The sequence below is a fragment of the Streptomyces sp. SM11 genome, from assembly GCF_002910905.1.
In the GTDB taxonomy this organism is placed as follows: domain Bacteria; phylum Actinomycetota; class Actinomycetes; order Streptomycetales; family Streptomycetaceae; genus Streptomyces.
In genome coordinates this window covers 5,860-30,268 of record NZ_NEUE01000268.1, presented here as the reverse complement: position 1 = coordinate 30,268, position 24,409 = coordinate 5,860, and the positions used below count along the sequence as shown (strand labels likewise).

The 24,409-nt window shown below is 71.5% G+C and carries 20 protein-coding genes; 3 read left to right on the top strand and 17 right to left on the bottom strand.

Features of this window, described 5'->3' with window-relative positions; all coding sequences use genetic code 11:
• Nucleotides 1–9 precede the first annotated feature (9 nt).
• The 9 genes from lepB (B9S58_RS29390) to B9S58_RS29350 form a co-directional block, all read right to left on the bottom strand.
• Complete coding sequence (gene lepB, locus B9S58_RS29390) at nucleotides 10–906, bottom strand: signal peptidase I (RefSeq protein ID WP_103535001.1); 897 nt, start codon at nucleotides 904–906, stop codon at nucleotides 10–12.
• A complete protein-coding gene (gene lepB / locus B9S58_RS29385; protein WP_103535000.1) occupies nucleotides 809–1,885 on the bottom strand; it encodes a signal peptidase I in 1,077 nt (358 codons plus the stop codon). The genes lepB (B9S58_RS29390) and lepB (B9S58_RS29385) overlap by 98 nt, the downstream gene beginning before the upstream one ends.
• A complete protein-coding gene (gene lepB, locus B9S58_RS29380; RefSeq protein WP_103534999.1) occupies nucleotides 1,878–2,648 on the bottom strand; it encodes a signal peptidase I in 771 nt (256 codons plus the stop codon). Before lepB (B9S58_RS29380) ends, lepB (B9S58_RS29385) begins: the two co-directional genes overlap by 8 nt.
• 45 nt (nucleotides 2,649–2,693) lie before the next feature.
• A complete protein-coding gene (gene rplS, locus B9S58_RS29375; protein WP_103534998.1) occupies nucleotides 2,694–3,044 on the bottom strand; it encodes a 50S ribosomal protein L19 in 351 nt (116 codons plus the stop codon).
• A gap of 130 nt (nucleotides 3,045–3,174) precedes the next feature.
• A complete protein-coding gene (trmD, locus tag B9S58_RS29370) occupies nucleotides 3,175–3,996 on the bottom strand; it encodes a tRNA (guanosine(37)-N1)-methyltransferase TrmD (RefSeq protein ID WP_103534997.1) in 822 nt (273 codons plus the stop codon).
• Nucleotides 3,996–4,583 (bottom strand): ribosome maturation factor RimM, encoded by a 588-nt coding sequence (rimM, locus tag B9S58_RS29365; protein ID WP_103534996.1) that lies wholly within the window; start codon nucleotides 4,581–4,583, stop codon nucleotides 3,996–3,998. The genes trmD and rimM overlap by 1 nt, the downstream gene beginning before the upstream one ends.
• 124 nt (nucleotides 4,584–4,707) lie before the next feature.
• Nucleotides 4,708–4,947: an RNA-binding protein gene (locus B9S58_RS29360; protein WP_003965959.1), complete on the bottom strand. Its 240-nt coding sequence runs from the start codon at nucleotides 4,945–4,947 to the stop codon at nucleotides 4,708–4,710.
• A 2-nt stretch (nucleotides 4,948–4,949) separates the two neighbouring features.
• Nucleotides 4,950–5,390 (bottom strand): 30S ribosomal protein S16, encoded by a 441-nt coding sequence (rpsP, locus tag B9S58_RS29355; protein ID WP_103534995.1) that lies wholly within the window; start codon nucleotides 5,388–5,390, stop codon nucleotides 4,950–4,952.
• 157 nt (nucleotides 5,391–5,547) lie between these two features.
• On the bottom strand, nucleotides 5,548–6,138 hold the full coding sequence (locus B9S58_RS29350; RefSeq protein ID WP_103534994.1) for a hypothetical protein: 591 nt from the start codon (nucleotides 6,136–6,138) through the stop codon (nucleotides 5,548–5,550).
• A 451-nt stretch (nucleotides 6,139–6,589) separates the two neighbouring features.
• Here B9S58_RS29350 and B9S58_RS29345 point away from each other — a divergent pair, with 451 nt between their 5' ends.
• Nucleotides 6,590–7,474, top strand: a complete 885-nt coding sequence (locus tag B9S58_RS29345) for a methyltransferase domain-containing protein (protein ID WP_103534993.1) — start codon at nucleotides 6,590–6,592, stop codon at nucleotides 7,472–7,474.
• Nucleotides 7,475–7,568: 94 nt separating this feature from the next.
• Here the strand turns inward: B9S58_RS29345 and ffh are convergent, their stop codons facing one another.
• The 5 genes from ffh to B9S58_RS29320 all read right to left on the bottom strand — a co-directional run bounded on the left by ffh (nucleotide 7,569) and on the right by B9S58_RS29320 (nucleotide 15,250).
• On the bottom strand, nucleotides 7,569–9,119 hold the full coding sequence (gene ffh / locus B9S58_RS29340) for a signal recognition particle protein (RefSeq protein ID WP_103534992.1): 1,551 nt from the start codon (nucleotides 9,117–9,119) through the stop codon (nucleotides 7,569–7,571).
• 121 nt (nucleotides 9,120–9,240) lie between these two features.
• On the bottom strand, nucleotides 9,241–11,703 hold the full coding sequence (locus B9S58_RS29335; RefSeq protein WP_103534991.1) for a [protein-PII] uridylyltransferase: 2,463 nt from the start codon (nucleotides 11,701–11,703) through the stop codon (nucleotides 9,241–9,243).
• 29 nt (nucleotides 11,704–11,732) lie between these two features.
• A complete protein-coding gene (locus B9S58_RS29330; RefSeq protein ID WP_003965965.1) occupies nucleotides 11,733–12,071 on the bottom strand; it encodes a P-II family nitrogen regulator in 339 nt (112 codons plus the stop codon).
• The gene (locus B9S58_RS29325; RefSeq protein ID WP_103534990.1) at nucleotides 12,068–13,420 is read right to left on the bottom strand and encodes an ammonium transporter; all 1,353 of its coding nucleotides are present in this window, start codon (nucleotides 13,418–13,420) and stop codon (nucleotides 12,068–12,070) included. The genes B9S58_RS29330 and B9S58_RS29325 overlap by 4 nt, the downstream gene beginning before the upstream one ends.
• A gap of 354 nt (nucleotides 13,421–13,774) precedes the next feature.
• Nucleotides 13,775–15,250, bottom strand: coding sequence for a hypothetical protein (locus tag B9S58_RS29320; RefSeq protein ID WP_103534989.1), 1,476 nt, complete (start codon nucleotides 15,248–15,250; stop codon nucleotides 13,775–13,777).
• Between the two features lie 456 nt (nucleotides 15,251–15,706).
• Between B9S58_RS29320 and B9S58_RS29315 the strand changes: the two genes are divergently transcribed.
• Complete coding sequence (locus tag B9S58_RS29315; RefSeq protein ID WP_103534988.1) at nucleotides 15,707–16,354, top strand: bifunctional DNA primase/polymerase; 648 nt, start codon at nucleotides 15,707–15,709, stop codon at nucleotides 16,352–16,354.
• A 101-nt stretch (nucleotides 16,355–16,455) separates the two neighbouring features.
• Here B9S58_RS29315 and ftsY read toward each other — a convergent pair whose 3' ends face one another.
• Nucleotides 16,456–17,664 carry a signal recognition particle-docking protein FtsY gene (gene ftsY / locus B9S58_RS29310; protein ID WP_103534987.1) on the bottom strand — a complete coding sequence of 403 codons (1,209 nt, stop codon included), beginning with the start codon at nucleotides 17,662–17,664 and terminating at the stop codon, nucleotides 16,456–16,458.
• Between the two features lie 191 nt (nucleotides 17,665–17,855).
• On the opposite strand from ftsY, the gene B9S58_RS29305 reads away from it, so the two are divergent.
• On the top strand, nucleotides 17,856–18,833 hold the full coding sequence (locus tag B9S58_RS29305; RefSeq protein ID WP_103534986.1) for an LLM class flavin-dependent oxidoreductase: 978 nt from the start codon (nucleotides 17,856–17,858) through the stop codon (nucleotides 18,831–18,833).
• Between the two features lie 70 nt (nucleotides 18,834–18,903).
• On the opposite strand, the gene B9S58_RS29300 is transcribed toward B9S58_RS29305, so the two are convergent.
• On the bottom strand, nucleotides 18,904–20,322 hold the full coding sequence (locus B9S58_RS29300; RefSeq protein WP_103534985.1) for a sugar porter family MFS transporter: 1,419 nt from the start codon (nucleotides 20,320–20,322) through the stop codon (nucleotides 18,904–18,906).
• 205 nt (nucleotides 20,323–20,527) lie between these two features.
• Nucleotides 20,528–24,304, bottom strand: coding sequence for an AAA family ATPase (locus B9S58_RS29295; protein ID WP_103534984.1), 3,777 nt, complete (start codon nucleotides 24,302–24,304; stop codon nucleotides 20,528–20,530).
• Nucleotides 24,305–24,409: the final 105 nt, after the last annotated feature.

Below are 24,409 nucleotides of genomic sequence, written 5' to 3'. Positions count from 1 at the left end.
GTCGGCACCCTACCCGGCGGTACGCCCGGCGGTCAGCCTCCGGCGGCGCCACAGCACGAGGGGCACCGCTCCGGCCACGCCCAGTGCCGCCGGCGCCATCGCGGCGGCCGCGTTCAGACCGGGCTGGTCGAAGGTGTCCGGGACCGGAAGGGTCGCCCAGCGTCCCAGCGGCCAGGCGACGACGACGGCGCGGCCGACGACCTCGTCCGTGGAGACCGTGCCCTCTCCGGGCAGCTCCTGGTGGTAGCGCGAGTCCAGGGAGTTCTGCCGGTGGTCGCCCATGACGAAGATCCGGCCGTCCGGCACCGTGATCGGGCCGAAGGGCTTGTCGTTGCACGGGGTGTTCCCCGGGAAGATGAACGACTTCTCGTCCAGGCTCTTCCCGTTGACCGTGACCGGCCCGTTCTCCTTGCACTCCACGGTGTCGCCGCCTACCGCGATGACCCGCTTGATCAGGTCCTTCTCCTCGGAGGACGGCATCAGGCCGATGAAGCTCAGGAACTTCTGCACCACGTTGGGCTCCGGGGTCACGGTGTCCTCCAGCCAGCCGCCCGGGTCGTGGAAGACCACGACCTCGCCGCGCTCCGGCTCCGAGCCGAACCACGGGGTCAGCTTGTCGACCAGCACCCGGTCGCCCCGCTGCAGAGTGTTCTGCATGGAGTCCGAGGGGATCGAGAACGCCTGGACCAGGAACGTCTTGATCAGCAGCGCCAGAACCAGGGCGATGCCGACGAGCAGCGGGAGCTCCAGCCAGAAGGAACGGTGCCTCCTGGGAGGCCTGCCACCGTCGTCGCCCGGAGTGTCGCCCTCACCCCCCGGCGGGTCCGCCGCCCCGCCGGCGGGTGACTCGTCGCGCTCCGGCCGGTCCTCGGGTTCGTCGTGTCCGGATCGTGCGCCGACCGCCAAATCCCCCACATCCACTCCTCAATACGTGCCACTGCCCGCGCCCGATCCGGTGCAGGCCCACCACTCCCATAACGAGCGGGAGTTCCGCAGGGGTCGGGAGCCGGACCATTCCATAGGGATCCGGAGGTGCCACACTATTCGACGGTGCCGGAACCGCTGCCTCCGACGAGCGCTCGTCCGGAACCGCGGTGAAGGCCTCACGCTCCTCCAGGGTGCTCCAGTGGCCGAGCGGCCAGGCGATCACGACGGCCCGCCCCACGACCTCTTCCTCGGAGACCGTGCCCCGGTCGGGTTCGTCGAGGTGGAAGCGGGAGTCGGCGGAGTCGGACCGGTGGTCCCCCATCATGAACAGCCGACCCCGGGGAACCGTGACCTCGAACGAGATGGTCGAGGGCCGGTCGTCGGGGTGGAGGTACGTCTCGGCCAGCGGTACGCCGTTGACGGTGACCCGGCCGTCCTCGCCGCAGCACTTCACGGTGTCACCGCCGACCGCGATGACCCGCTTGATCAGGTCCTGCTCGTCGTCGGACGGCAGCAGCCCGATGAAGGTCAGCAGCTCGGTGACCTGCTTGACGCCGATCGGCGGGTCCTTCCTCTCCCCGGGGTTCTCCTGCTGGAGCCAGCCGCCGGGGTCCTTGAACACCACGACGTCACCGCGCTGCGGCTTCGATCCGAACCACGGGGTCAGCTTGTCCACGAGCACCCGGTCGCCGATACGGATGGTCTGCTCCATCGACCCGGACGGAATGACGAACGCCTGGACCAGGAACGTCTTCAGGACGAGCGCGATCAGCAGCGCCACGACGATGAGGACGGGTATCTCCCTCACGGCGGACCCGCGGCGCTTGCGCCGGACCTTCCGGGCGAGCCGGCGGCGTTCCGCCCGGGTGGGCAGCGAGCGCGGCGCGGTGGGCCTGGTCCCGGTCGGCAGGGACGCGTCGGGATCGGGTGCGCCGCGCGGACGCCCGCGGTTACCCATGCGCCCCGCCGGGCGCCCGTACGCCGCCGAAGGCGCCGGTCCCCTCCAGTGACCCCGTCCGGGCGGGCGGCCAGCCCAGCCAGTCCACCCGGCCGGTCACCCGCTCGACGGGGACCATCCCGCCCCCGGGTGATCCGAGATGGTCCCGGGAGTCGCTGGAGCGGCTGCGGTGGTCGCCCATCATCCACAGGGTGCCGGCGGGCACCACGATGTCGAAGGGCGCCCGGGAAGCGGTGTCACCGGGGTACAGATACGGCTCGTGCACCGTTACGCCGTTGACCGCGAGCCTCCCCCGCGCGTCGCAGCAGACGACGCGGTCGCCGCCCACGCCCACCACCCGCTTCACGAAGTCGGTGTCGTCGGGCTCCGCGAGCCCGAGGGAGGACGCCGCCCCGCGGACAAGACCGGTCAGGGGGTTCGCGTCGAGGTCCTCCCGGACGAACGAGCCGGTGCCGTCGAAGACCACCACGTCGCCGCGCTCGGGCTCGGCGCCGAAACGGTACGCCAGCTTATTGACGAGGACCCGGTCCCCGACCTGCAGCGTGGGCTCCATCGAGCGGCTGGGGATCAGGAAGGGCTGGACCACGTAGGAGCTGAACAGCAGCAGGACGACAGTGGCCAGGACCACCCCGGCGAGCACTCGCCGCCAGGACAGCGCGGAGGCGACACGCTCCCGCGTACGCGAAAAGCGCGACCTCCCCCCGGACCCCGCGTCGGGTTCCGAGGAGCGGTCGCGCTCCGAGTGCTGTGCTTGCGTGTCCATCGCGGCCGAAGCTTATCCGGCCGGGCTGTGCAGGCGAGCGGCAGCTCAGTTGTCGCGCTTCTCCTTGATCTTCGCGGCCTTGCCGCGCAGCTCACGGAGGAAGTACAGCTTGGCGCGACGGACGTCACCGCGGGTGACCAGCTCGATCTTCTCGAAGATCGGGCTGTGCACCGGGAAGGTGCGCTCGACGCCGACGCTGAAGGAGACCTTGCGGACCGTGAAGGTCTCGCTGACGCCCGAGCCCTGGCGGCGGATGACAATGCCCTTGAACTGCTGGATACGGGAGCGGCTGCCCTCGATCACGCGCACGTGGACGTTGACGGTGTCACCGGCGCGGAACGCCGGGAGGTCCGTACGGACGGAGGCGGCGTTGACGCCATCGAGCAGGGAAGACATGGTTTCTGCTTTCTTCGCCGATGCCACAGGTCATCGACGGGATGTCGTTGAAGAGTTCGGAGTGCTGATCGCGTCGGGCGGGCGTCTTTCCCCCTGTGGCAGGGGCGCACACCGGACGTACAGCAGCGACCTATTCTTCCACGGCGGTGGGCCTGCGCCAAAATCGGCCGCCGGGCTCCGGTGCGAAGCCGAGGATGGAGAGGATCTCGCGGTCCTTCTTGTCGAAGGCGCTCGCCTCGCACCGCTCGATCAGGTCGGGCCGGTTGAGGGCGGTGCGGGCGAAGGCCTGGTCCCGCCGCCAGCGGGCGATCCGGCCGTGGTGGCCGCTGAGCAGGACGTCCGGGATGGACCGGCCGCGCCACTCGGGCGGCTTGGTGTAGACGGGCCCCTCCAGGAGGTTCGCCATCGCGCCGGGTGCGAAGGAGTCGTCCCGGTGGGACTCGGCGTTGCCGAGGACGCCGGGCAGCAGCCGGGCCACGGCCTCCGTGATCACCAGGACGGCCGCCTCCCCGCCGGCCAGCACGTAGTCCCCGATGGAGACCTCGACGACCCGCAGCCGGGTGGCGTACTCGTCGATCACCCGGCGGTCGATGCCCTCGTACCGCGCCGGGGTGAAGACCAGCCAGGGCTCGGCGGAGAGCTCGACGGCCAGTTCCTGGGTGAACGGGCGGCCGCTGGGCGTGGGCACGACGAGCACCGGGGCGTGCGCCCCGGCCTCGTAGCCGTCGGCCAGGGCCTCGTCCAGCGCCTCGCCCCAGGGCTCGGTCTTCATGACCATGCCGGGGCCGCCGCCGTAGGGGGTGTCGTCGACCGTGTTGTGCCGGTCGTACGTCCACTCCCGCAGATCGTGGACGTGGACGTCCAGCACGCCGCGGGCGCGGGCCTTGCCGACGAGGGAGACGTTCAGCGGTTCCAGGTACTCCGGGAAGATCGTGACGACGTCGAGCCGCATCAGGCGTCGCCCTTCGGCGCCTCGCCCGCGCTCCCGGGGGCCTCTTCCTCGTCGCGCGAGGAGGCGACCACGGCCTCGCTCTCGTCGATCAGGCCGGGCGGCGGGGTGATGACCGCGCGCTGCTCCTCCAGGTCGATCTCCGTGACGATCTCCTCCACGAAGGGGATCATCACCTCGGAGCCGTCGGGGCGCTCCACGATGAACAGGTCCTGTGAGGGCAGGTGGGAGATCTCGGTGATCCGGCCGATCCCGGTGCCGTCGGTGAGCACCACGTCGAGGTCGATCAGCTGGTGGTCGTAGAACTCGTCCTCGTCCTCGGGAAGCTCCTCCGGGTCCACGTCGGCGATCAGCAGGGTGTTGCGCAGGGCCTCGGCGCCCGTGCGGTCGCGCACACCCTCGAAGCGCAGCAGCAGTCTGCCGCTGTGGACGCGGCCGGTCTCGATCGTCAGCGGACCCGTCTCCGCCGGTTCGGTGGCCAGGACGGCGCCGGGTCCGAGCCGCAGCTCCGGCTCGTCCGTTCGTACCTCGACGGTGACCTCGCCCTTGATGCCGTGGGCACGGCCGATCCGTGCGACTACCAACTGCACGCTGTTCTCCGATGGGTGGGGTGGGGACGTCGGCCTGTTCGCGGAAACGTCCGGGTGGCCGACGACAAAGGCCGGGGACGGCCCGAAGGCCCTCCCCGGCCCTGGCCGGTGTTCAACTCGCTTATCAGCGAACCTGGTCCACATCGACGAGGTCGACGCGGATCCCACGGCCGCCGATGGCGCCCACGACCGTACGCAGAGCGCGAGCGGTGCGGCCGTTGCGGCCGATCACCTTGCCGAGGTCGTCGGGGTGGACCCGGACCTCCAGCACGCGCCCGCGGCGCAGGGTGCGCTCGGCAACCTGCACGTCGTCGGGGTTGTCGACGATGCCCTTCACGAGGTGCTCGAGAGCCTCCTCGAGCATGCTCAGGCCTCGGTCGACTCGGTGGACGCGGGGGCCTCAGCCGCCTCGTCCGCCTTCTTGTCGGACTTCTTGGCCTTGGGGGTGATGGCCTCACCCTTGGCCTCGTCGCCGTCCGAGGTCAGCGCCTCGAACAGCGCGCGCTTGTCAGCCTTGGGCTCCGGCTGCAGCAGCGGCGCGGGGGCCGGGAGGCCCTTGTGGGCCTGCCAGTCACCGGTGAGCTTCAGGATCGCGAGGACCGGCTCGGTCGGCTGGGCGCCGACAGACAGCCAGTACTGCGCGCGCTCTGCGTTGACCTCGATGCGCGAGGGGTTCTGCACCGGGTGGTACAGGCCGATCTCCTCGATGGCCCGGCCATCACGGCGGACACGGGAGTCGGCGACGACGATGCGGTAGTGAGGCGAACGGATCTTGCCCAGACGCTTCAGCTTGATCTTGACTGCCACGGAAGTGGTGTCTCCTGGTCTATGACGTGGTTGGGCACAACAAGATGCCACGTGGGGTTGCGGTACTCGGAGTGCCCGATGGACGCGTCAGCCGGAGGAGAGAGGGGTCCTGTGCGACTGTCGAGTACAGCTAGCCATTGTGCCACACGCCATCGGCTCACCCCACCGCGACCGCTTCCGGGATCCGGAACTGCTTGCCGCAGCCGCCGCAGACGATCGGCGCCTGCGCCAGGACCGAAGGGACGACGCGGACGTTGCGTCCGCAGTCGCAGACGGCCTTGACCCGCACACCGCCCCCGGAGGAACCGTGCCGGGCGGCAGGTCCGCGGAAGGAGCGCTTGGTGTCGGCGGCGGTGGCGACGGTGTGCGCCTTGAGGGCGCGCTGCAGCCGTTCGGTGGTCGGACGGTACCGGCGCTTGGCTTCCGGATTCAGCGTGACCAGCGAGAATCCGCTGCTGGGGTGGGGTTCCTCGGCATGATCGAGGCCCAGCTCCTCGGCGATCGCGAGGAAGCGTCGGTTGTGGTAGCGGCCGGCGCGGGAGGTGTCTCGGACTCCTCTCGCGGCGGCGATGCCGTGGACTGCCTCATGGAGCAGTCGCTCGAAGGAGAGCTCGGCGCCACAGGCGGACGAGGACTCTCCGATCAGGGACTCGGGCGCGGCAAGATCGGGCAGCTCGGCGTGGTACCGCTGAATGTCGGCCCACGCCTGTGCCAGCTCTGCGGCAAGTACAGGTGGTGTCGTGCTCACGTCGTGACAACGAGTCCGAGGGCCCCGGTGTTCCTATTCCGGGGCATCCCAAATAATTTGCACGTACCAGTCAGTTGCCGTTGATGCGTCCGGACGAGGGCGGGTACGCAGAACTGCGGAGAAGACGCACAGCTCACACCAAGGTGGTGCACAGCGTGCGGTGCGCCCGGCGCTTCGGATGTCAGGACCGCGGGCGGCCCGCGGTCCTGACGAATCCGCCCCAGAGACTACCCGCCGCCGCGCTCGACGTGCCCGGCGCGGGGTGTCGGGTAAGACTGGTCGGAGAGCAGACGTGGGAAGGGGCGCACGACCGGTGCACGCGAGCACTGCTCCACACCCCCTGGACGGAACGGCGGATGCGCAGTTCTCTGGCTACGGGGTGCGGAGCATACGCACACGGGTGACGTCCACTCGGGCACGACCGACCTCTTGGCGGATTGGGGCACTTTCCATGACACCAACGCTCGTCCGGAACCACCTGGACGCGGATGCCTCCGCGCCGGCGGACGCCGGTACCCGCGCACGCGACTGGGCCGAGATCCAGGAACGCATGCTCACGCCGCTGTACGAAGCGGTGTACGACCGGATGGAAGTCGGGGCCGCCACCCGGATGCTGTCCCTCGGCTGCGGCTCGGGCCTCGCGATGCTCGTCGCGGCGGCCCGGGGGGCGCACGTCACGGGTGTGGACTCCGACCGTGAGCGCCTTGCGCTGGCCCGCGCGCGGCTGCTGCCCGACGCCGACCGGGACGACGCGCCCGCGCACTCCCCGCACCCGGCCCGCCGTCGGGCCCGGCTGCTGGAGGACGGGCGGCCCGCACCCGCCGGTGCGGACGGCGCCCCGTACAACCTGATCACGGTCTTCGAGCCGATCGGCTGCGCGGCCGGGGACTCCGAGGGGCTGGTGCCGGCGCTGCGGTCGGCCGTGCCGCTGGCCGTCCGGGGCGCCACGGTGGTGCTGACCGGCTGGGGTCCGCCGGAGCGCTGCGCCACGGCGGCGGTGCTGCGGGTGGCCGCCCGGCTCGCGGAGGCCGCGTGCCCGCCGCGTACGGAGCCCGGCAGGTGGCGGCCCACGCTCCGGGACGATCTGGAGGATGTGGCGGCGCGGGCCGGGCTGAAGCCGGACGGTTCGGGGCGGGTGTCCTGCCCGTTCGGCTACGCGGACGTGAGCAGCGCGGTGCGCGGGCTGCTGTCCACCGGGCTCTTCGACGCCGCCGTACGGGCCACGGACCGCTCCCAGGTGGAGAAGGAGGTCGCGGAGGCCCTGCGTCCGCACCGGCGACAGGACGGCACGGTGTGGATGCCGAACGTCTTCCGGTATCTGGTCTGCGTGACCTGAGCGGCCCGCTTCAAGGACATACGCAAGGCTTCAGTACATACGTAAGGGGCGCCCTTGAGAGAGGGCGCCCCTTACGCGTGCTGCTCGGATCTCGCTACATGAACTTCTTGAACTCGTCCGGCAGTTCGAAGTCCTTGTCCTCCTGGGCCGGCAGGCCGAACGCGCCGCCCTGTGCGGCAGCCTGCTCGCGGCGCTCCGCGGCGGCGGCCTCCTCGGCCTTGCGCTTCATGGGGTTGCCGCTCTTGCGCTTGCCCTTGGCCTGCTTGACCTGCTTCTTCTGACGGCCGGGGCCGCCGCCCATGCCGGGCATCCCCGGCATCCCGGGCATGCCGCCGCCCTGGGCCATCTTCGACATCATCTTGCGGGCCTCGAAGAAGCGCTCCACCAGGCTCTTGACCGCGGAGACCTCGACGCCCGAACCCTTGGCGATACGGGCCCGGCGCGAGCCGTTGATGAGCGTCGGCTCGGCGCGCTCCTTGGGGGTCATCGACTTGATGATCGCGGCGGTGCGGTCGATGTCGCGCTCGTCGATGTTGTTGATCTGGTCCTTGATCTGCCCCATGCCGGGCAGCATCCCGAGCAGCTTGGAGATGGAGCCCATCTTGCGGACCTGCTCCATCTGGGCCAGGAAGTCGTCGAGCGTGAAGTCCTTGCCGCCCTTGCTCGACTGCAGCTTCGAGGCCATTTTGGCGGCCTCTTCCTGGCTGAACGTCTTCTCCGCCTGCTCGATCAGGGTGAGCAGGTCACCCATGTCGAGGATGCGGGAGGCCATCCGGTCCGGGTGGAACGCGTCGAAGTCCTCCAGCTTCTCGCCGTTCGACGCGAACATGACCTGCTTGCCCGTGACATGGGCGATCGACAGGGCCGCACCACCACGGGCGTCACCGTCGAGCTTGGAGAGCACCACGCCGTCGAAGCCGACGCCGTCGCGGAAGGCCTCGGCGGTGTTGACCGCGTCCTGACCGATCATCGCGTCGACGACGAAGAGAATCTCGTCGGGGCTGACGGCGTCGCGGATGTCCGCGGCCTGCCGCATCAGCTCCTGGTCGATGCCGAGGCGGCCGGCGGTGTCGACGATGACGATGTCGTGGACCTTGGCCTTGGCGAACTCGATGGAGTCCTTGGCGACCTGGACCGGGTCGCCGACGCCGTTGCCCGGCTCGGGGGCGTACACCGCGACGCCGGCGCGCTCGGCGACGACGCTCAGCTGGTTGACGGCGTTGGGGCGCTGGAGGTCACAGGCGACGAGCAGCGGGGAGTGGCCCTGGCCCTTGAGCCAGAGGCCGAGCTTTCCGGCCAGCGTCGTCTTACCGGCACCCTGGAGGCCGGCGAGCATGATCACGGTCGGCGCGGTCTTGGCGAACCGCAGCCGCCGGGTCTCGCCTCCGAGGATGGAGACGAGCTCCTCGTTGACGATCTTGACGACCTGCTGGGCGGGGTTCAGCGCCTGGGAGACCTCGACGCCGCGCGCCCGCTCCTTCACGTTGGCGATGAAGGCCCGGACCACGGGCAGGGCGACGTCGGCTTCCAGCAGGGCGATACGGATCTCGCGTGCCGTGGCGTCGATGTCCGCCTCGGACAAGCGGCCCTTGCCCCTGAGGTTCTTGAAAGTCGCGCTAAGGCGGTCGGAGAGAGTATCGAACACGGCGCTCGTCGGTCCTCAGGGTCGGGGGCGGGGCAGGTCGGTCGCCCTCCAGGGTATCCGTCCCCCGGAGAACACCAAGCCCTCGCCCGGAACCTGCCGGACGAGGGCTTGTCGTAAACGGTCAGCCGAGGGTCTTCTCGACCTCCCGGGCGACCTCGGCGGCCCGGGCCGGGGACAGGGGTTCGCCGTCGGTCCCGGTGACGTAGAAGGCGTCCACGGCGTTGGCGCCGAGCGTGGAGACATGGGCGCTGCGCACCCGTACCGCGCTCTGTTCCAGGGCCCGGCCGATCCGGTGCAGCAGCCCCGGGGCGTCCTGGGCGCGGACCTCGATGACGGTGGCGCGGCGGGAGCCCGCGGCGGCCACGGTCACCCGGGGCGGTGGGGCCTTCACGCCGCGCCGGCGCGGGTAGGCGGCCTCCCGCTCGGCGAGGCGGGCCCGGATGCCCAGGGAGCCGTCGAGGGCGCGTACGAGGTCGGCGCGGAGGCGGGCGGCCTGCGGGAGGGACCCGTACTCGGCGGCGACCCGCCAGCTGAGCAGCAGCAGGTCCGCCCGCTCCCCCAGCTCGTTGGGGAGCTCCACCGCGCGCAGGTCGGCGGCGCGCACGGTGAGGCGGTGCAGGGCCAGGACCCCGGCGGCGGCGGGCAGGACGCCGGGGCGGTCGGGCAGGGCGATGAGGAGCTCGACGCCGACGGGTTCCACCTCGCCGTCCCCGGCGGGCTCCTCGGGCCGGGTGTGCAGCGCGAGGACGGGTTCGCCGGTGCGCAGGGCCTCGACGGCGAGGCGTTCGTGCTCGGCGCTGGGCGCGGTCTCCTCGGGCTCCTCGGGGAGCTCCCCGGCGAGGACGGCGGCGACGCGCTTGACCAGGTCGGTGACGAGGGAGGCGCGCCAGGAGCTCCAGGCGGCGGGGCCGGTGGCGAGCGCGTCGGCCTCGGTGAGGGCGTGCAGCAGTTCCAGGGTGGAGGTGCTGGAGACCGCGGCGGCGACCGACCGCACGGTGGCGGGATCGTCCAGGTCGCGCCGGGTGGCGGTCTCGACGAGCAGCAGATGGTGGCGTACGAGGGTGGCGATGACGCCCACGTCGTACTGGTCGAAGCCGATGCGGGTGGCCATGTCCCGGGCGATGACCTCGCCTGCCACGGAGTGGTCGCCGGGCCAGCCCTTGCCGATGTCGTGGAGCAGGGCGGCGACCAGGAGGAGGTCGGGGCGGTGGACGCGGCGGGTGAGGGAGGCGGCGCGGACGGCGGTCTCCACGAGGTGCCGGTCGACGGTCCAGGTGTGGACGGCGTTGCGCTGGGGGCGGCAGTGGACGCGTTCCCAGTCGGGCAGCAGCCGGGTGATGATCCCTTCCGCTTCGAGTGCCTCCCAGACGCCGACGGTGGCCTCTCCCGCGCCGAGCAGGGTGACGAGTTCCTCGCGGGCCTCGGGGGGCCACGGGACCGGCAGCGGCTGGGCGGTGGTCGCCAGGTGGCGGACGAGGTGGCGGGAGAGCGGGAGTCCGGCCTCGGCGGCAGCGGCGGCGGCGCGCAGGGTGAGGACCGGGTCGCGTTCGGGGCGGGCGGCGCGGGCGAGGACCACTTCGCCGTCCGCGTCCACCACACCGTCGGCGAGCGGGGTGCGTTCGGGAGCGGACCTGGCGGAGGCGCGGCCGCCGCTGAGCATGGCGCGGAGCCGGGGGCGTACCGAGCGGGCGCGCAGGACGCGGTTGACCTCGCGCCAGGTGACGTCGGTGGCGTACGAGACGGTGCGGGCGGCCTCGTAGACCTTGCGCAGCAGTGCGTCGGCGTCGAGGAGGCCGAGGGCCTGGGCGACCTGGTCCTGTTCCTGGAGGGCGAGCCGGTCGGTGGCGCGCCCGGTAGTGAGGTGGAGGGCGTCACGCGCGTCGAGGAGGACCCCGCGGGCCTCGGCGAGGCCTTCTCGGGGGGCGTCGGCGACCCAGGACGCGGCCACGGCGCGCAGGGCGGTGGCGTCGCGGAGGCCGCCGCGGGCCTCCTTGAGGTCGGGTTCCAGGAGGAACTGGAGCTCGCCCATCCGTTCCGCGCGTTCCTGGCAGAGCTCGTGGAGGGCGGGGAGGTGTTTGGGGGCCTGGTTGCGCCAGTCGGCGAGGATCGCGGTGCGCAGGGAGGCGACGAGGCCGAGGTCGCCTGCGACCGGGCGGGCGTCCAGCAGGCCGAGCTGGACCTTGAGGTCCTCGCCCGCGGTTTTCCGGGCCTCGCCGGGGGTGCGTACTGAGTGGTCGAGGGCCAGACCCAGGTCCCAGACCGGGTACCAGACGGCGTCGGCGAGGGCTGCGAGGGCCGCCGCGGCGGCGCTGCCGTCGTGCAGGAGGAGCAGGTCGAGGTCGCTGCGCGGGGAGAGCTCGCCGCGGCCGTAGCCGCCGACGGCTACGAGGGCGGCGCCCCGCACCCCGGCGCGTGTCGCGGCGGCGGTGAACAGGCCGGTGAGCCAGTCGTCGGTGAGGCGGGCGAGGGCCGCACGGCGCGGCGGCCCGGACCGCGCCTCCTGCTGGAGGAGGCGCAGCCGGGCCGCCGCGTAGCCGCTGGGTCCCGAGCCTTCGGTTTCGGTGGTCACTTCGGTACGCGTCACCCAGCTGCCTTCCGTTTGCGGGCCGTAGGTCAGAGGGCGTCCGGGCCGCGCTCGCCGGTCCGGACGCGGACGGCGGTCTCGACCGGGACGCTCCAGACCTTCCCGTCCCCGATCTTGCCGGTACGGGCGGCCTTCACGACGACCTCGATGAGCTGTTCGGCGTCCTCGTCCTCGACGAGGACCTCGATGCGGATCTTGGGCACCAGGTCGACGGTGTACTCGGCGCCCCGGTAGACCTCGGTGTGGCCGCGCTGCCGCCCGTAACCGCTGGCTTCGGTGACGGTGAGCCCCTGGACGCCGAAGGCCTGGAGGGCCTCCTTGATCTCGTCCAGCCGGTGGGGCTTCACGACTGCGGTGATGAGCTTCATGCGTCCACCTTCTTTGCCTTCGATGCTGCCGTCGGGTCCTGGGCCGGTGCGGCGGTGCGGGAGACCGTGCCGCCGCCAGCGCCGCTGAAGTCGTACGCCGTCTCGGCGTGCTCGACCTGGTCGATGCCGGAGATCTCGTCGTCCTCGGAGACCCGCATCCCGATGGTCTTGTCGAGCAGGAGGGCGATGAGGGCGGAGACGACCAGAGAGTACGCGAGGACGGCGACGACGCCGACGGTCTGCTTGCCGAGCTGTTCGAGGCCGCCGCCGTAGAAGAGGCCCTTGGCGTCGGACTGGACGCCGCCGGTGGCGAAGAAGCCGACGAGGAGGGAGCCGATGATGCCGCCGACGAGGTGGACGCCGATGACGTCGAGGGAGTCGTCGTAGCCGAACTTGTACTTCAGTCCGACCGCCATGGCGCACACGACACCGGCGATGGCGCCGATCGCGATGGCGCCGAGCGGGCTGACGGAGCCGCCCGCCGGGGTGATGGCGACGAGACCGGCGACCGCGCCGGAGGCGGCGCCCAGCGTGGTGAAGGAGCCGTGGCGCAGCTTCTCGTAGACGAGCCAGCCGAGGACGGCCGCGGCGGTGGCGACCTGGGTGTTCAGGAACATGACCGCGCCGACGCCGTCGTCGTTGCCGAGCCAGGATCCGGCGTTGAAGCCGAACCAGCCGAACCACAGGAGCGCCACACCGAGCATGACGAGCGGCAGGCTGTGCGGCCGCATCGGGTCCTTCTTGAAGCCGACGCGCTTGCCGATGACCAGGATGACGCCGAGGGCGGCGGCACCGGCGTTGATGTGGACGGCCGTACCGCCGGCGAAGTCGATGACGCCCATCTCGAAGAGCCAGCCGCCCGAGCCCCAGACCCAGTGGGCGACGGGGAAGTAGACGATGGTGACCCACAGGACGATGAACAGTGCCCACGCGGTGAACTTCACGCGGTCGGCAAGCGCGCCGCTGATCAGGGCCGGGGTGAGGATGGCGAACATCAGCTGGAAGACGGCGAAGACGTACACCGGGATGGTGGTGCCGTCCCAGAGTTCGTTGACTCCGATGTCGCTGAGGCCGACGTAGTCGGAGCTCCAGCCGATGACCGAGCCGACGTCGGAGCCGAAGGCGAGGCTGAATCCGTAGAGCACCCACAGGATCGTGACGATCCCGAGGCTGATGAAGCTCATCATCAGCATGTTGAGGGTGCTCTTGACGCGGACCATGCCTCCGTAGAAGAAGGCCAGGCCGGGGGTCATGAGCATCACCATGGCCGAGCAGATGAGCATGAACCCGGTGTTGGCGGCAGACAGCTCAGGGGCGTCTGCGGCAAGCGTCGTGATGCCTGGGGGCATCGGCGTCTCCTCGTCGTCGGTGCGGCCGCGGCGTGCGGGGGAATGCTGCGGGACCACTGGGAAGGTGCGGGCCGGTTATGGGCCATGAGATTGGCCGAGCGCCGTTTCCGGGGATGCCGCACGATGTTTCGCGAGCGTGACGAAGAGGGGGCGCGTGTTACGGCCGAATGAATCCGGGGTGGCGCGTCCGGTGCCCTGCCTACCATGCGGCGCACGCCGCATACGGTGCGGTTGAAACGCCCAGGAGCCGGAGAAGCACGAAACCGGCCACGGCGACCCTCCGTGTGACCAGGCAATGGGGGAGCCGAGTCGGGCTGTACGGAAGGGGCGCCGCGGCCGGGGCCGGGGTGCCGGTCAGACCGCTTCGGCGGTCTCCGGCAGCTGTTCGTGGAGCAGCTCGGTGAGCCGGGCGACGTCGGCGACATCGCCGAAGTCCCTGGCAGCGGTGTCGACGGTCTTGCGCAGGCGGGTGTTCACCCGCTCGGAGCGGACCTTCTTGGCGATCTTCAGGGCGCGGGTGGCGAGCACGGTGGACTCCTCCGGCTCGCGCTGGAGGAGGTGGACGGTGGCCATGCCGATGAGATTGAGCGCGTAGGAGCGCTGGTGCTCGTCGTCCTCTTCGAACAGCTCGACGGCCTTGCCCATGACGGGCTGGGCGAGCGAGGCGTAGGTGGGGCTGCGGCCGGCGACGTAGGCCAGGTCGCGGTAGGAGTGGGCGTTCTCCCCGTTCAGCTCGGCCTCGGAGAAGAAGCGGATCCAGTCGGGCTCGGGCTCGCCGTCGAGGCCGGCGTCCAGGAAGGTGTCCTCGGCCATCCGGACGGCCCGCTTGCACTTGCTGGGCTGGCCCATGTTGGCGTAGGCGCGGGCCTCCATCGCATACAGCATGGCCTGCGTACGGGAGGTGGCGCAGTCGCGGCTGCCGTACTGCGCGAGGTGGATCAGCTCCAGGGCGTCGTCCGGGCGGCCCAGGTGGATCATCTGACGGCTCATGCTGGACAGGATGTAGCTGCCGAGCGGCTTGTCCCCGGCCTCCTTGGCGGCGTGCAGGGCGAGCACGAAGTACTTCTGAGCGGTGGGCTGGAGGCCGACGTCGTAGCTCATCCAGCCCGCCAGCTCGGCCAGTTCGGCGGCGCAGCGGAAGAGCCGCTGGGCGGTGGGTCCGGGCTGCGGCTCCTGGAGCAGGTCGGTGACCTCGTGCAGCTGCCCGACGACGGCCTTGCGGCGCAGTCCGCCGCCGCACTGGGCGTCCCACTGCCGGAACATCGCGGTGGTCGACTCCAGCAGGTCCAGCTCGGGCCGGGAGAGCCGGGAGGGGCGGTGGGCGGCGGCCGGGGACTCCGGCTCGCCGGGGCCCTGGGCGGGGACGGGCACCAGCCAGCGCTGCATCGGCTCGATGAGGGCGGGCCCCGCGGCCAGCGCCAGCGAGCTGCCGAGAAAGCCGCGCCGGGCGAGCATCAGGTCGCTGCGGGAGAACTCGCTGAGCAGGGCGACGGTCTGGGGGCCGGCCCACGGCAGGTCGACACCGGCCACCGAGGGTGACTGGTGGGCGGTGCGCAGCCCGAGCTGCTCGACGGCGACGACGGCGCCGAAGCGCTCCGAGAACAGCTCGGAGAGGATGCGCGGGATCGGCTCCCGCGGCTGTTCCCCGTCGAGCCAGCGCCGTACCCGGGAGGTGTCGGTGCTGATGTGGTGGGCGCCCATCTGCCGCGCCCGCCGGTTCACCTGGCGTGCCAGCTCGCCCTTGGACCAGCCGCTGCGCACGAACCATGACCCCAACTGCCCGTTGGGGCGCTTTCCGGCATCCGTGTCGCCTGCGCCGCTGCCACTCACTGGAACGCCCCCATCCCGCTGAAACCTCATCGCGCGAACCATTATTCAGAATGCCGTGTATCGGTGCTGTCCGGACGGGAGTTGCACCCCCGTCGACATCACGACATCACCGACACCATCGAACAGGGAATCGGGTCGCCTGCGGCATACCCGTGGGTGCACATACTCCCAGAGCTCGTATACCGACGGTAATCCTACGATCACCTCTCCCGCGAGGGGGATTGAGGAAACGCCACCATTCGCCACCCCTTCGAATGAACCCGACTGGCGCCGGGCGCGCTTGACTTGAGCGACCAGGACCGAGGGTGAGCGGACGGAAGCACTCGGGGGCGCGCACGCCGTGTCGCACCACCTTTCGCACTACCGCGCACGCCACTCGATCGAGATTCAGCGACGGAGGGTTACCCGGGCAACGCGGGTCGTAACCACCGACGAGTCGGACCCGTTGGAGGGGGCATGGGCTTCACGATCGGCGGCATCCGGGAGATGCGATCCGGTGCGCGGCGACGCCACCGCTCCACCGAGGGCACGGCGGTGGCCGAGTACACAGGGCTGTTGGGCTGGGCGGTGACGCCCGGAGCACGGGCCGAGGCCGGCTCCTGCTCGTGCGGCGAGCCGGCCTGCCCGGCGCCGGGAGCGCACCCACTGGGCTTCGCCCGGGAGGTCCCGCCGGGCACCGGCCTGGACCGCGCGTCGGATGCCTGGGCCGAGACGCCGGGAGCGGCGATGCTGCTGCCGGTGGGCCGCTCCTTCGACGTCCTGGAGGTCGCGGAGCAGGCCGGGCGGCGTGCCCTGGTCCGGATGGAGCGGATGGGACTGCCGTCGGCGCCGGTCGCGGTGACGCCGACCGGGCGGGCGCAGTTCTTCGTCGCCCCCGGGGCCGCCGCCGGACTGCCCGAGCTGCTCTACCGGATGGGCTGGGACGACGCGGCCCTCGACCTGCGCGCTCTCGGCCCGGGGGCGCACATCACCGCCCCGCCCTGTGACCTCGGCGGCCTCGGCCCGGTCCGCTGGCTGCGGCCTCCGAAGCTGGACACGGTGGCCGCTCCCCCGCAGGCGCGGCTGCTGCTGGGGACACTGGCGTACATCTGCCACCGCTCGTAGCGCTCGAAGCGGGTACGGAAACGGCGGACGGGCGGCATGCTCCTCGCAGGAGCCGCCGCCCGTCCGCCGCGCGGGGGCCGTGCCGGGTTCAAGAACGCGGGTCAGTCACCGATGAGAGCGTCCACGAAGGCGCCCGGCTCGAACGGGGCGAGGTCGTCCGCCCCCTCGCCGAGACCGATCAGCTTCACCGGTACGCCCAGCTCGCGCTGGACCGCGATGACGATGCCGCCCTTGGCGGTGCCGTCGAGCTTGGTGAGGACGATGCCGGTGATGTCCACGACCTCCGCGAACACCCGGGCCTGGACGAGGCCGTTCTGTCCGGTCGTGGCGTCGAGGACGAGCAGGATCTCGTCCAGCGGGCCGTGCTTCTCCACGACGCGCTTGACCTTGCCCAGCTCGTCCATGAGGCCGGTCTTGGTGTGCAGCCGGCCGGCGGTGTCGATGAGGACGACGTCCGCGCCCTCGGCGATGCCCTCCTTGACCGCGTCGTAGGCGATCGACGCCGGGTCGCCGCCCTCGGGCCCGCGGACCGTGCGGGCGCCGACGCGCTCGCCCCAGGTCTGGAGCTGGTCGGCGGCGGCGGCGCGGAAGGTGTCGGCCGCGCCGAGCACCACGCTGCGCCCGTCGGCGACGAGCACCCGGGCCAGCTTGCCGGTGGTGGTGGTCTTGCCGGTGCCGTTGACGCCGACGACCATGACGACGCCGGGGGTCTCGGCACCGCCCTCGGTCCTGACCTCGCGGTCGAAGTCCGGGCCGAGCAGGGTGATCAGCTCTTCACGGAGCAGGGTGCGCAGGTCCTCGGGGGTGCGGGTGCCGAGCACGCGGACGCGCTCACGGAGCCGCTCGACCAGTTCCTGGGTGGGGGCGACGCCGACGTCGGCGGTGAGGAGGGTGTCCTCGATCTCCTCCCAGGTGTCCTCGTCGAGGTTGTCCCGGGAGAGCAGGGTGAGAAGCCCCTTGCCGAGCGAGTTCTGCGAGCGGGCGAGCCGGGCCCGCAGACGGACGAGCCGGCCGGCGGTGGGCTCGGGGACCTCCAGCGCGGGCGGCGCGGGGGCCTCGGCGACCGGGGCCTCCTCCACGGGCGCGGTGGCGTCCGGGAGGCCGACTTCGTCGATGGTGCGCCGCGCTTCGTCGCGCGACGTCTCGGCCTCCTCGCCGACCTGCGGTTCGGCGGGAGGAGTGATGGTCGGCGCGCTCGGCGGCGGGGGCGGCAGCTTCTTCTTGCGGCTGCCGACCACGAGCCCGCCGACCAGGCCGACAGCGACCAGGGCGATGACTACAGCGAGGATGACGATTTCGACGAGTTCCATAACCCGTCCAGTATCGGCCACGGCCGTGCCGCGGACGCTGGTCCGGCCGGCACCCGGCGATCCATCGGGGCCATATGCACCTTTTGGCGGCAATGCGAACACCGGCACCTACACTTCTGACACTGCGTCAGCTACGGTGCCGCCGACCGCCAGAACGCTCGCCTGCCCGCCTCGGCGAAGGGACGCCTCCGATGGCCTTCACAGTGGTCCGGTTCAATCTCGTCGACCCCGAAGCCGAACCCGCGGCGCTCTCGGCCCGCTATCGCGCCGCGCTGGAGATGGCGGCGTACGCGGACGAGCACGGTGTCGACACGGTGCAGACCGAGGAGCACCACGGGGTGGCGAACTCATGGCTGCCCTCCCCGTTCACCTTCGCCGGAGCGGTCTTCGGCGCCACCCGCCGAATCGCGGTGACCGTCTCGGCGATCATCGGGCCGCTGCACGATCCGCTGCGGCTCGCGGAGGACATCGCGGTGCTGGACCTGCTGAGCGCGGGCCGGCTGGTGACGGTCGCGGGGATCGGCTACCGCCCCGAGGAGTACGAGCGGGCCGGGGTCGAGTGGGGGCGGCGCGGCAGGCTCCAGGACGAGCTGCTGGAGACGCTGCTGGCGGCGTGGACCGGGGAGCCGTTCGCGTACCGGGGCCGTACGGTACGCGTCACCCCGCGCCCTTACACGCGGCCGCACCCGATGCTGCTGGTCGGCGGCAGCTCGCGGGCGGCGGCGCGACGGGCCGCCCGGCTGGGACTGCCGCTGTTCCCGAGCGCTCATCTGCCGGAGTTGGAGGCGTACTACCACGAGCAGCGCGCGGAGCACGGGACGGAGGGCTTCTGCATGATGCCCGCGGCCGAGACGCCACTGCTGCACGTCTCCGAGGATCCGGACCGTACATGGGCCGAGTACGGCGAGCACTTCCTGCACGAGGCCCGGACGTACGCGTCCTGGCAGTCCGAGGACATCCGCTCCGCGGTGCGCTCGGCGGCGGCGACGGTGGCGGAGCTGCGCGAGGAGGGAGTGTACCGGATCGTCACGCCGGACGGTCTGAAGGCCTTGGAAGCCCAGAGCCTGGTGCTGCATCCGCTGTGCGGCGGGATGCCGGTGGAGGAGGGGTGGAGCAGCCTGCGGCTGTTCTGCGAGGCCCTGGGGAAGCCGACGGTCCCGGCTCGGTGAGCCGGGACCGTCGAGCGAGGAGAGGGGCAGCGGGGGCACGCGAGCCCGGCCCGGCCGACCGGGCGCCCCCTTAGCCCATCTCCTCCAGCGCCTTGCCCTTGGTCTCCTTCACGAACTTGAGCACGAAGGGGATCGAGAGCACGGCGAAGCAGGTGTAGATGACGTACGTCCCCGAAAGGTTCCAGTCGGCCAGGCTCGGGAAGCTCGCGGTGATGGACCAGTTGGCGATCCACTGCGCGGAGGCGGCGACGCCGAGGGCCGCCGCGCGGATCCGGTTCGGGAACATCTCGCCCAGGAAGACCCAGACGACGACACCCCACGACAGGGCGAAGAACAGCACGAAGGTATGGGCGGCGATCAGGGCAACCGCGCCCTGGGTTTCGGGCAGCTTGCCGTCGACTAGGTCCGCGGAGAAGGCCCACGCCTCGGCGGCGAGCGCGATCGCCATACCGGTGGAGCCGATGAGGACCAGAGGCCTGCGGCCCACCCGGTCGACCAGCACCATCGCGATCACCGTACCGATGATGTTGATGATCGAGGTGGTGAACGAGTAGAAGAACGAGTCGCTGGGATTGATGCCGACGGACTGCCACAGCGTCGCCGAGTAGTAGAACGCCACGTTGATGCCGACGAGCTGCTGGAAGAGCGAGAGGCCGATACCGACCCAGACGATGGGCAGGAAGAAGAAGCGGCTGCCGAGCAGGTCCTTGAAGGAGGACTTGTGGTCGCGGTGCATGGCGGTCTCGATCTCGGCCACGCGGGCGTCGAGGTCGACGCTCTCGCCTTCGACCTCTTCGAGGATCTTCCGCGCCCGGTCCTTCTTGCCGACCGAGATGAGGAAGCGCGGGGACTCGGGGATCGCGAAGGAGAGCAGACCGTACAGGACGGCCGGGACCACCTCCACGCCGAGCATCCACTGCCAGGCTTCCAGGCCGAGGATGTCGCCCCGCTGATCGCCGTCGGCGATCTGGAGGATGGCATAGTTGACCAGCTGCGAGACCGCGATACCGATGACGATCGCGGCCTGCTGGAAGGAACCGAGCCGACCGCGGTAGGCGGGCGGGGAGACCTCGGCGATGTAGGCCGGGCCGATCACGGAGGCCATGCCGATGCCGAAACCGCCGATGACCCGCCACATCGCCAGGTCCCAGAGCGAGAACGGCAGCGCGGAGCCCAGGGCGCTGGCAGTGAAGAGCACCGAGGCGATCTGCATGCAGCGGATGCGGCCGATCCGGTCCGCGATCCGTCCGGCGGTGGCGGCGCCGATCGCACAGCCGATCAGCGCGATGGCGATGACCTGGGCGAGCGTTCCGGAGCCGACGTCGTACCGGTCGCGGATCGCCTCGACGGCCCCGTTGATGACGGAGCTGTCGTAGCCGAAGAGGAAGCCGCCCATCGCCGCGGCGGCCGTGATGAAGATGACATGGCCGAGGTGGTCCGGATGGGCCGCTCGGGCTCCGGACGCCGGTCCGGGCGATGCGCTGGTCACGTGAACTCCTGATGCCTGGCCGCAAGTCAGACGTGGGGGGTGAGCCTTCCCAGTGGGGCACAACATCCGGCCCGCCACCACTTGAAGGTGAGATCAACTTTGCAGAGTTTATGCGTTCAAGAAGTGAAGTCAAATGATGGGTCGAGCTGCGTGTACCCAGGAGCACACAAAAGGTGCGTTGAACTTCTGATGATCTGGTAAAAAGTCAGCGCAACCGCTGGCTGATGACCTTCGAGACCCCGTCGCCCTGCATGGACACGCCGTACAGCGCGTCGGCGACCTCCATCGTCCGCTTCTGGTGCGTGATCACGATCAGCTGGGAGCTCTCCTGGAGCTCCTCCATGATCCGGATCAGCCGCTGCAGATTGGTGTCGTCGAGCGCGGCCTCGACCTCGTCCATCACGTAGAACGGGCTGGGCCGGGCCTTGAAGATCGAGACCAGCAGCGCCACCGCCGTCAGGGACCGCTCGCCACCCGACAGCAGGGAGAGCCGCTTCACCCTCTTGCCCGGCGGGCGCGCCTCGACGTCCACTCCGGTGGCCAGCATGTTGTCCGGGTCGGTCAGGACGAGCCGCCCCTCGCCGCCGGGGAAGAGCCGCGAGAAGACGCCCTCGAACTCACGGGCGGTGTCCCGGTAGGCCTCCGTGAAGACCTGCTCGACCCGCTCGTCGACCTCCTTGACCACCTGGAGCAGATCGGCCCGGGTCCTCTTCAGGTCTTCAAGCTGCTCGGACAGGAACTTGTGCCGTTCCTCCAGCGCCGAGAACTCCTCCAGGGCGAGCGGATTCACCTTCCCGAGTTGCTGGTACGCCCGTTCGGCCGCCCGCAGCCGCTTCTCCTGCTCCGGCCGCAGATACGCCTTCGGCCGGTTACGGGGATGCTCCGGGTCCTCCGGCAGTTCCTCGCCCTCCGCCGCGGGCGAGGGCGGCACGAGCTGGTCCGGCCCGTACTCGGAGACCAGCCCCGCGGGCTCCACGCCCAGCTCCTCCAGGGCCTTCGTCTCCAGCTGCTCGATCCGCAGCCGCTTCTCCGCTCCCAGCACCTCGCCCCGGTGGACCGAGTCGGTGAGCTTGTCCAACTCCCCCTTCAGCCCCCGGCCCCGGTCGCGCTCCACGGCCAGCTCGCGCTCCCGCTCGCCCTTCGCCGCCTCGGCCGCCGTCCGCTCCTGGCTGGCCCGGACGAGGGACACCTCGACGTGCGCCAGCAGCTGACGGGCCCCGGAGGCGACGGCCGAGGCGACCTCGGCCTCGTACCGCAGCCGGGCCCGGCGCTGTTCGGCACGGGTGCGCGCCTCCCGTTCGGCACGGGCTGCCCGGTCCAGCGAATCGGCGCGCCCGGCCAGCGCCTTGACCCGCTCCTCGTGCGTACGGGCCTGGAGCCGGGCCTCCATCTCGGTCTGGCGGGCGTTGGCCCCGTCGGCGGCGAGCCGGTCCCGCCGGGAGGTGTCGGGCTCCTCCTCGGCCGGGGTCTCCTCGGCGACCAGCAGCCGTTCGGCCAGCTCCTCGGCCTCCTCCGTCGCCCGCTCCAGGGCCTCCTGGGCGCGGGCCGCGGACGCGGTCATGCGCTCGGCCTCCCCGGCCGCGCCCCTGGCCTGCCCGGCGAGCCGCCCGAGCTGCTGGGCGAAGCCGGACTTCTCCCGCTCGGCCGCCCGGCGGCGCTCCCCCAGCTCCTCGACGAGCGCGGTCCGCTCCGTACGCCGCTCCTCCGCCAAGCGCTGGGCCCCTGCGAGCTCCTCGCACCGTACGGCGAGGCCGGCCAGCTCGGCGGCGGCCTCGTCGACGGAGGCCCGCACCTCCAGGAGGCTGGGCACCCCGGCCGACCCGCCCTGGGCGAAGTGGGCGGACAGCACGTCGCCCTCACCGGTCACCGCGGTCAGCCCGGGGTGCGCGGTGACCAGCTCCTCCGCGTCCTCCAGCGTCCTGACGACCACCATGTCCCGCACGAGACGGCGTACGGCCCCGACCAGTGCGGCGGGCCCGCGCACGAGGTCGGCGACGGCGGGCGGGGCGAGGGCGGCAGCCGTCTCGGCACGACCGTTCGGGAAGGCGGCGGCATCCCGGCCGCCGTGCCGCGCGGCGGGCTCGGGCTCCGCGCCACCGTGGGCACCCCCCTGTCCGGGCAGCGCGGCGGACTCGGGCTCCGCGCCACCCTGGACGCCCCCCTGTCCGGGCAGCAGCGCGGCGGACTCGGGCTTCTCCGGCTCCTCCCGTGCCTGCACCTGTTCGGGTACGTGGTGGGCCCGGGCGTCCACAGCGTCCGTGGGGTCCGCGCCCAGCAGCATCGCCGCGCGCCCCGCGTCCCGTTCGCGCAGCAGCCGGATCGCGTCGGCGGCCGTGGCCGGGTCGGTGACGGCCACCGCGTCCGCCGCCGTGCCGAGGGCGGCCGCGACCGGGACCTCGTACCCGGGCTCGACGGTCAGCAGCTCGGCGGCCGGGCCGAGGAGTCCGGCCAGCCGGTCCCGGGCCCCGAGCAGCGCGCCCGTACCGTCCTTGCGGCGCAGCCCCAGTGCCAGCGCCTCGTGCCGGGCCGCGACCGCCGCCCGCCTGCGCTCGGCGGCCGTGACCCCGTCCCGTGCCGTGCTGTGGGCAGCCTGGGCCTCGGCGAGCGCGTGCTTGGCCTCCTCGTGGCGAGCGGCCAGCTCCTCGTCGTCCGCGTCCAGTCCGTCGACCTCGGCCTTGAGCTGCTCGTACTCCTTCTGGGCGCTCACCGCGCGGTCCTGCGCCTCGTCGCGGGAGGCGGCCAGCCGGTCGATCTCGGCCTGTGCCGAACCGGCCCGGCTGCGGGCCGCGTTGACCTGCCCGTTCAGCCGGGCGAGCCCTTCGCGCCGGTCCGCGATGGCACGGGCGGCGTCCTTGAGCCGGCGCTCCTCGGCGGCCAGCTCGCGTTCCAGGTCGGCGCGGTGGGCGACGGTGTCCTCCAGCGCGTGTTCGGCCGCCTCCAGGGCCGCCGTCAGCTCCGCCTCCTGCTCGCGGATCCGGGCGGCCTCACGCTCCAGGTCCTCGGGGTCGCGGCCCCGGCGCTCCTCGGCGGGGGCCTCGGAGGCGCTGCGGACCCGGGCGTCGGCCAGCGAGACCGTGCCGCGGACCCGCTCGGCCAACTGCGACAGCTCGTACCAGGTCTGCTGGGCGCGCTGGAGCCGGGGCGCGAGCCGGCGCACCTCGCCCTCCAGCTCGGCCTCGCGGGCGAGCGCCGTCCTCAGCTCGGCCTCGGCCGCGTCCTTGCGCTTCTTCAGCTCCGCCTCGTCGGCGATCTCGTCGCGCAGCGCGTCCCGCAGGTTCACCAGGTCGTCCGCGAGGAGCCGGAGCCGGGCGTCGCGCAGGTCGGCCTGGATGACGGCGGCCCGGCGGGCGACGGCGGCCTGCCGGCCGAGCGGTTTGAGCTGGCGGCGCAGTTCGTCGGTGATGTCCTGGACGCGGGCCAGGTTGGCGCCCATGGCGTCCAGCTTCCGCAGCGCCTTCTCTTTCCGCTTGCGGTGCTTGAGCACGCCCGCGGCCTCCTCGATGAAGGCCCGGCGGCCCATCGGGTCGGCGTGCAGCACGGAGTCCAACTGACCCTGGCCGACGATGACGTGCATCTCGCGGCCGATGCCGGAGTCGGAGAGGAGCTCCTGGATGTCGAGCAGCCGGCAGGTGTCACCGTTGATCTGGTATTCGCTGCCGCCATTGCGGAACATGATCCGAGTGATCGTCACTTCGGCGTACTCGATGGGCAATGCACCGTCGGAATTGTCGATGGTCAGCGAAACTTCGGCGCGGCCGAGCGGGGGCCGCCCGGTCGTCCCGGCGAAGATCACGTCTTCCATCTTGCCGCCGCGCAGGGATTTGGCGCCCTGTTCCCCCATGACCCAGGAGAGCGCGTCCACCACATTGGACTTTCCGGATCCATTGGGACCGACGACGCAGGTGATCCCTGGTTCGAACCGCAGGGTGGTGGCGGACGCGAACGATTTGAAACCACGCAGGGTCAGGGCCTTGAGGTGCACGCCGCCGGACTCTACCTTTCACTCCCGGTTTCACTGATGAAGGTGCAGGGCACATCAGACGACAAGCGAAGCCCGGTACGTCCGGGGCGGGGGGCCGGGCACAGA

Bases quoted from the DNA above. Each gene is read 5' to 3' on its own strand.
- lepB (WP_103534999.1), bottom strand. From the start codon at position 2,648: ATGGACACGCAAGCACAGCACTCGGAGCGCGACCGCTCCTCGGAACCC.
- B9S58_RS29330 (WP_003965965.1), bottom strand. From the start codon at position 12,071: ATGAAGCTCATCACCGCAGTCGTGAAGCCCCACCGGCTGGACGAGATC.
- B9S58_RS29345 (WP_103534993.1), top strand. From the start codon at position 6,590: ATGACACCAACGCTCGTCCGGAACCACCTGGACGCGGATGCCTCCGCG.
- B9S58_RS29305 (WP_103534986.1), top strand. From the start codon at position 17,856: ATGGCCTTCACAGTGGTCCGGTTCAATCTCGTCGACCCCGAAGCCGAA.
- rplS (WP_103534998.1), bottom strand. From the start codon at position 3,044: ATGTCTTCCCTGCTCGATGGCGTCAACGCCGCCTCCGTCCGTACGGAC.
- B9S58_RS29360 (WP_003965959.1), bottom strand. From the start codon at position 4,947: ATGCTCGAGGAGGCTCTCGAGCACCTCGTGAAGGGCATCGTCGACAAC.
- ftsY (WP_103534987.1), bottom strand. From the start codon at position 17,664: ATGGAACTCGTCGAAATCGTCATCCTCGCTGTAGTCATCGCCCTGGTC.
- B9S58_RS29325 (WP_103534990.1), bottom strand. From the start codon at position 13,420: ATGCCCCCAGGCATCACGACGCTTGCCGCAGACGCCCCTGAGCTGTCT.
- lepB (WP_103535000.1), bottom strand. From the start codon at position 1,885: ATGGGTAACCGCGGGCGTCCGCGCGGCGCACCCGATCCCGACGCGTCC.
- B9S58_RS29315 (WP_103534988.1), top strand. From the start codon at position 15,707: ATGGGCTTCACGATCGGCGGCATCCGGGAGATGCGATCCGGTGCGCGG.
- trmD (WP_103534997.1), bottom strand. From the start codon at position 3,996: ATGCGGCTCGACGTCGTCACGATCTTCCCGGAGTACCTGGAACCGCTG.